General features: G+C 59.2%; 3 protein-coding genes. 1 reads left to right on the top strand and 2 read right to left on the bottom strand.

The window, feature by feature from the left end:
* Nucleotides 1-123: 123 nt before the first annotated feature.
* Both EN750_RS24935 and EN750_RS24930 read right to left on the bottom strand, forming a co-directional pair.
* A complete protein-coding gene (locus EN750_RS24935) occupies nucleotides 124-1,350 on the bottom strand; it encodes an anion transporter (protein WP_127319253.1) in 1,227 nt (408 codons plus the stop codon).
* Between the two features lie 133 nt (nucleotides 1,351-1,483).
* Complete coding sequence (locus tag EN750_RS24930; protein WP_127398049.1) at nucleotides 1,484-2,446, bottom strand: glycosyltransferase; 963 nt, start codon at nucleotides 2,444-2,446, stop codon at nucleotides 1,484-1,486.
* Nucleotides 2,447-2,820: 374 nt separating this feature from the next.
* Here EN750_RS24930 and EN750_RS24925 point away from each other — a divergent pair.
* A partial coding sequence (locus EN750_RS24925) for a glycosyltransferase family 25 protein (RefSeq protein ID WP_145967893.1) occupies nucleotides 2,821-3,376 on the top strand: 556 nt, incomplete at its 3' end.

Below are 3,376 nucleotides of genomic sequence, written 5' to 3'. Positions count from 1 at the left end.
ACGCTGGCCGCCGGCACCGCATGGCTGGCGTTTGGTTTCTAATGCATGTCGCCCAAAAGTGGCCCCAGTTTTGGCGCAGCATATCGTTGCGCCAAAACTGGGGCCACTTTTGGGCGACATGCATTAGAAACCAAACGCCAGCCATGCGGTGCCGGCGGCCAGCGTTATCAGCGTCAGCGGCAAGCCGACCTTGAAAAAAGCGCCGAACGACAGCGTCGTGCCGGCGGCGCGTGCCTGTTCGGCGACGATCAGGTTGGCGACCGAACCCAGCAGCGTGAAATTGCCGGCCAGTGTCGAGCTCATGGCGACGACCAGCCAGGCGCGCTCGGGGTTTTCCAGGCCGGGTATGAAAGGCCGCAGCGCCAGCACGGCCGGGACATTGCTCATGATGTTGGAAAGCACCGCGGTGAATCCGGACAGACGCCAGACATCGTCCAGCCCGAGGTTCTTTGCCGAGGCGATCATGTCTGGCGAAAGAAGCGTCTTTTCGGCGCCGGCGACGACCACGAACAGACCGGCGAACATGAACAGCAGCGGACCGTCGATCTCGCGGTAGATGCGTTCCGGCTTGATCGCCCGGGTGAGCAAGAGGATGGCGCCGCCGATGAGCGCGGCCTTGGCTACAGGCACACCGGCGAAGAAGGCGATTGCCAGTCCGATGCAAACCACCACCGCCTTCAGCACCTGCCCCTTGTGCATGCGGCCACGCGAGACCTCGGGCGTCAGTTGGACCGTTCGGGCGAATTCGGCCCGGTAGACGATGCGGATGATGACAACGACCGCGACGAGGCCGAAAAGGGCGACCGGAGCCAGCGCTGCCGAAAAGGCCGGATAGGAAATGCCCGACAGCGCGCCGATGACCATGTTTTGCGGATTGCCGGTGATGGTAGCGACGCTGCCGCAATTCGACGCGGTGGCGGTGGCGATCAGATAGGGGATCGGGTTGCGCTTGATCACACGGGTGACATGGACGACGATCGGCGCCATGACGAGGCAGATGGCGTCGTTGACCAGGAAGGCGGACAGCACGCCGGTCAGCAGCGTCACCATCACCAAAAGCATGAAGGGGGCGTGCGCGTGTTCGATGGCGATGGCGCCAAGGCCACGAAAGGCGCCTGACACTTTCAGATGCGCCACCACGATCATCATGCCGAGCAGAAGCGTGATGGTGTCGAAATTGATCGCCCGGTAGGCATCCTCCATGCTGAGCGCGCCGATGGCGATCATCGCGGCCCCGCCGAGCAGGGCGATCCCTGCCCGGTCGAGGCGCAGACCGGGGATGCGGCCAATGGCGACACCGGCGTAAGTCAGGATCAGGATCAGCAGTGCCGCCGCGCCCATCAATGTCATCGATAGAAGTCCTGCCCAGTCTGTTTCCGCGCCGAAGCCTGCCACCCATCCGGAGGCCATTCGGGTGCTCACCCTTTAACGCGATGTCGAGCTGGATGCCAAACCGGCCGGGCAGACGGTTTCAGACGCCGGGCTAACGCAAATAGAAATCCAGCCTCTGTCGCACAGCTTGGGAAGAATAGATCTGCTCGAAGGACTCCCTCGCCCTTTTCCCCACTGTCGCCCGCAATGTCGGATCGGCTTTGAGATCGGCAAGGATGCGCAACGCCTGTTCAGTCGTCTCGAACAAGAAACCGTTTTCGCCATGCCTTATGTGGTCGACGTAGCCGCCATGGGAATGGCAGACCACAGGCAGACCGCAGGCCATCGCCTCCAACACGACGCGACCGAAGGTTTCCACGTGCCAACCGGTGCGATAATAAAACACGTCGAGCGTTTGCAGAAACTCTTCGGCGGAAAATTGGCCGGGTGGGAACAGTTCGAGTTGCGGATGCGGCATGAGGCTGTCCTTGAGCCCTGCCCCGCCCTGAATCCGCAAGGCTGTGCCCTCGGCCAGCAATGTCTCGTAGAGGGGTATGTCATCGGCATGATGTTTGCCCGGCCCATCGCGGCTTAAGCGTCCGACGGTGAACGGACGATCCGAATCCAGACGCCGTGGAGAAAAACGTTCGACATCGATCAGCGATGGATGCACGACGCCATCGACCCGCAGCATCCGTCTCTGAAAATCGGAAATCAGCACCAGTTCGGCGTCTGGCCAGTTCAGCATGCGGGGCATGCGAGTGGTCAGCGCGATGATTTTCGGGTGAAAGGTATTGAAGACATAGATCAGCCGGCGCGGCCGCGGGACCAGGTAAGGCCACATCTTGTTGCGCCAATGCGAGCCGAGAAAGACGTAGGTGCCGCCATTCGGTACATCCCACTTCGACAGCGAGACGCGGCGAATCGGGAAATTCCGCATCAACTCGCCGGACACGCTGGAGGAGGTTGCCCACAGATGCACCTCGGAATCGGCACTCAACAGCCGGTACAGTTCCAGAGCTTCAAGGTCACTGCCGCCGAAGGGGTCCTGAAAGCCGTTGAACAAATGGATCATGGTCGCTGCGCTTTGTTAGCTTGGCCGGCTGTTTGCCGATAGTGAAAATCTGGCCGTTGCCGTGCTGCCCACATGGCGATCGGTGGCCTTACTTGTGGCCGAGCAGAGCTAACGCAGCTGCTGAAAAATCGCTGTGAACAGAGATATCTACCTTCAGCTGGTATTTAGCTGCCCGAGATATCGGTCGCCCATTACGCAGGTTGCGTCAATACGGGGGCATTCGGTGAGTGCTAAGTCGTCCATCTATTGCTCAAAAACATCACTGGCAGCCTAAGCTGCGTCGCCTACCCCTTGCAGAGTCTCGCTATTTAGTTAAGCAAGTTATTTCAAGGTCAAGGCAGTAATTATCGACCGATAGCCTGTGGGGGGCATCAATGAAATGTATGGTTATTAACCTCGATCGGTCTCCCGATCGACTTGCCCATGTCACGGCTGAATTCGCGAAGGTTGGTGTTTCGTTCGACCGGGTTCCTGCCGTAGACGCGTTGCATCGACCGGAATTTGCTGCGACTTCACCAAGTTTAACTCCCACGGAAGCGGCTTGCCTTATGAGCCACAAGGTTTGCTGGACCATCATCGCAGATGGTGAGGATGCCTTTGGTGCGATCTTCGAGGATGATGTCCTGTTGTCCGAAGCAGCTGGCCCAATGCTTTCCGATGATGGATGGATTCCGGCCAACGCCGATATCGTCAAGCTGGAAACCTACCTAAAGAAAACCGTTATCGCGATGAAGCGCACCTGCGTCAGTCGGGTGTTTTCGGTTGTTAGGCTATATGGGTTCCACATCGGAGCGGCCGGGTACATCATTTCGAAGCAAGCAGCGCGCGATCTGATCGCCCGAAGTCTCGATGCGCCCGCCGATCACGTTATCTTCGATCCGTCGCTTCCGACATCGTCAAGCAAAGCGATCTACCAACTGTTGCCCGCAC

The sequence above is a fragment of the Mesorhizobium sp. M7A.F.Ca.ET.027.03.2.1 genome (assembly GCF_003999175.1).
In the GTDB taxonomy this organism is placed as follows: Bacteria; Pseudomonadota; Alphaproteobacteria; order Rhizobiales; family Rhizobiaceae; genus Mesorhizobium.
Note: the sequence above shows the minus strand (reverse complement) of the source record. Positions and strands in the feature narration are given on the sequence as shown.

Bases quoted from the DNA above. Each gene is read 5' to 3' on its own strand.
- EN750_RS24930 (WP_127398049.1), bottom strand. From the start codon at position 2,446: ATGATCCATTTGTTCAACGGCTTTCAGGACCCCTTCGGCGGCAGTGAC.
- EN750_RS24935 (WP_127319253.1), bottom strand. From the start codon at position 1,350: ATGACATTGATGGGCGCGGCGGCACTGCTGATCCTGATCCTGACTTAC.